Origin of the sequence: Planomonospora sp. ID67723 (assembly GCF_015711605.1) — a bacterium.
Taxonomy (GTDB): Bacteria; Actinomycetota; Actinomycetes; order Streptosporangiales; family Streptosporangiaceae; genus Planomonospora_A.
Window position 1 is genome coordinate 1 of record NZ_JABTEZ010000009.1, and the last position, 2803, is coordinate 2803.

Sequence of the window (2803 nt, forward strand, 5' to 3'; positions counted from 1 at the left end):
GCCCACCAGCCGCAACGCCAGCACCACCCCGTACTCACGAGCGCCACCCGCCAGCCGATCCACGAACCACAACCGCCGCTGCCCCAGCGAAACCGGGACCGTGCCGTTGTGGGCGGCCCGGGTGAGGGCGGGCCGGACCGGCGTGACGGCGGAGGAAGCGGCGGCGAGCCGGTCCTGGACCAGCTCCGCGAGGGCCGCCACGGTCGGCGCCGCAAGGAAGTCGGCGAGCGGGACCTCGCAGGAGAACGTCTTCCTCACACGGGCCAGCAGCCTGCTGGCGAGCAGGCTGTGCCCGCCGACGTCGAAGAAGTGATCGTGCGTGCCGACCCGGTCCAGGCCCAGCAGCGTGGTCCAGATGCCGGCGAGCTCCCGCTGGACGTGCCCGCGCGGCGGCACGTACCCGCCGAGGTCGGGCCGGTCGGTGCCCGGCCGGGGCAGCGCGGCCCGGTCGACCTTGCCGTTCGGGCTGACGGGCAACGCCTCCAGCGTGACGAACAGCGCCGGCACCATGTAGTCCGGCAACGACTCCCGGCAGTGCCTGAGCACCTCCGCCGGTGCCGGCCGCGCTCCCCCGCCGGGTGCGGGGACGATGTAGGCGACCACGCGGCGGTCGCCGTCGTGCTCGGGAGCCGTCGCGACGGCGTCCCCGATGGCCGGGTGCCGCCGGAGAACCTGCTCCACTTCCTCCAGCTCGACGCGGAAGCCGCGGATCTTCACCTGCTGGTCGGCCCGGCCGAGGAACTCGATGAGCCCGTCCCCGCGCCGGCGCACCAGGTCCCCCGTGCGGTAGAGGCGCTCGCCCGGCGTACCGGCGAAGGGGTTGGGCACGAACCGCTCGGCGGTCAGGGCGGGACGCCCGAGGTAGCCGCGGGCGAGACCGGCACCGGCGACGAGCAGCTCGCCGACGACGCCGGGCGGCACGGGCAGCAGGTCGCGGCCGACGATGTGCGCCCCGGTGTACGGCAACGCGTGCCCGATCGGGACCCTCCCGCCGTGGTGGCCGGGAATCGCGTACGACGTGGTGAAGATCGTGCACTCGGTCGGCCCGTAGCCGTTGACGACCTGTCCGTTCGGCACCAGCGCCGCCGCACGGGCCACGTGGTCGGCGGAGAGCTGGTCCCCGCCGGCGATCAGGTGCCGTACGGACGGGAAGGGCCTGTCGGCGCAGTCCACGACCGCGTGGAAGAGGGCGGCGGTCAGCCACGCCACGGTGACGGGCTCGCCGGCGAGGAACGCGGCCACCCGTTCCGGAAGCGCCTTCCCCGCAGGCATGATCGCCAGCGTGTGCCCGTTGACCAGGCACCCGAACAGCTCCAGCACCGAGACGTCGAAGGACAGCGGCGTCGCCAGCATGAACACCTCGTGCTCGCCCAGCGGCAGCCACTCCGGATCCCGCACCCGGCACACGACGGCCTCGTGCGCGACCCCCACCCCCTTGGGACGCCCGGTCGACCCCGAGGTGTAGATCACGTAAGCGAGACCCGCCGGATCCACGGGAACGCCCCCGAACCCGCCGTCCTCGCGTGCGCCGCTCTCCTGTGCGCCGCCTTCTTCCGCGCCGCCTTCTGCGCCGTCTTCTTCTGCGCCGTCTTCTTTCGGGGCCCCCCGCCACCCGGCCCCGCTGCCCTCCCGCTCATCGGGATCGTCCGGGGTGACGACGCGGACGCCCCCGGAGAGGCGGGACACGGTGGCACCGTCGGCGACGACCACCCGCGCCTCCGCGTCGTCCAGCATGTACGCCAGCCGCTCCACCGGGTAGTCCGCCTCCAGCGGCAGATAGGCGGCTCCGGTGTGCAGCACCGCCAGCAGCGCGACCGGAACGTCCAGTGACCGGGGCAGGCACACTCCGACGATCGACCCGGGCCCCGCCCCGCACGCCCGCAGCCGGGCAGCCAGCCGTCGTGCCCGACGGTCGAGTTCGGCGTAGCTGAGCCAGGCCCCGGCGCAGGTGGCGGCCACGGCGTCCGGCGTGCGCAGGGCGACGTCGGCGACGAGGTCGTGGAGGCATCGGGCGGGCGGCGGTTCGGCGGCGGCCGGTTCCGGCTCGGTCAGCGCGAGGCGCGAGACCGGCAGCGCGGGTTCGGCGGCCCCGGTCGCGAGCACCCGCTGGAAGGCCGTGACGAACCCGTCGACGGTCGGCCGGTCGAACAGCTCGGTCGAGTACTCGACGAACCCGGCCAGCCCTCCCACCTCAGACCACACCTGCACGGACAGGTCGAAGGCCGCGGCCTGCACCGGCACCGGCACCGGCGTCACCACCACGTCCCCGTCCAGCCGCCCGCCCGGCTCCGGCAGGTCCTGCACCACCAGCGCCACCTGGACGAACGGCGTCACCCCCGCGGACCGGACCGGCGCGGCCTCCTCCACCACCCGGTCGAACGGCACGTCCTGGTGCGCGAACGCGGCGACGGCCGTCTCCCGCGACCGCGCGACCACCTCCGCGAACCCGGGGTCGCCCGACAGGTCGGTGCGCAGCACGACCGTGTTGACGAAGAACCCGACCAGGTCCTCGAGCTCGGGCAGCACCCGGTTGGAGGTGAGCGTCCCGACCACGACGTCGGTCGTGCCGCAGTAGCGGGAGACGACCACGTTCAGCGCGCCGAGCAGCCCCATGAAGGTCGTGGCGCCGGACCCCCGGCAGATCTCCCCCAGTCCCGCCGCGACCTCGGCGGGAACCGTGAACGGCACCCGCTCCCCCGCCCCCGACCGTCGTGCCGGCCGGGGACGGTCCAGCGGCAACTCCAACACCGCCGGAGCACCCCGCAACACCTCCCGCCAGAACGCCAACCCCTCGGCCGAAAGC

1 protein-coding gene is annotated in these 2803 nt (G+C 74.5%); it reads right to left on the reverse strand.

Annotated elements, in window-relative coordinates; all coding sequences use genetic code 11:
• Window positions 1-2787 (reverse strand): non-ribosomal peptide synthetase (locus HS041_RS37945; protein WP_304609576.1); only part of this gene is annotated, 2787 nt, incomplete at its 3' end.
• Between the last annotated feature and the right edge of the window lie 16 nt (window positions 2788-2803).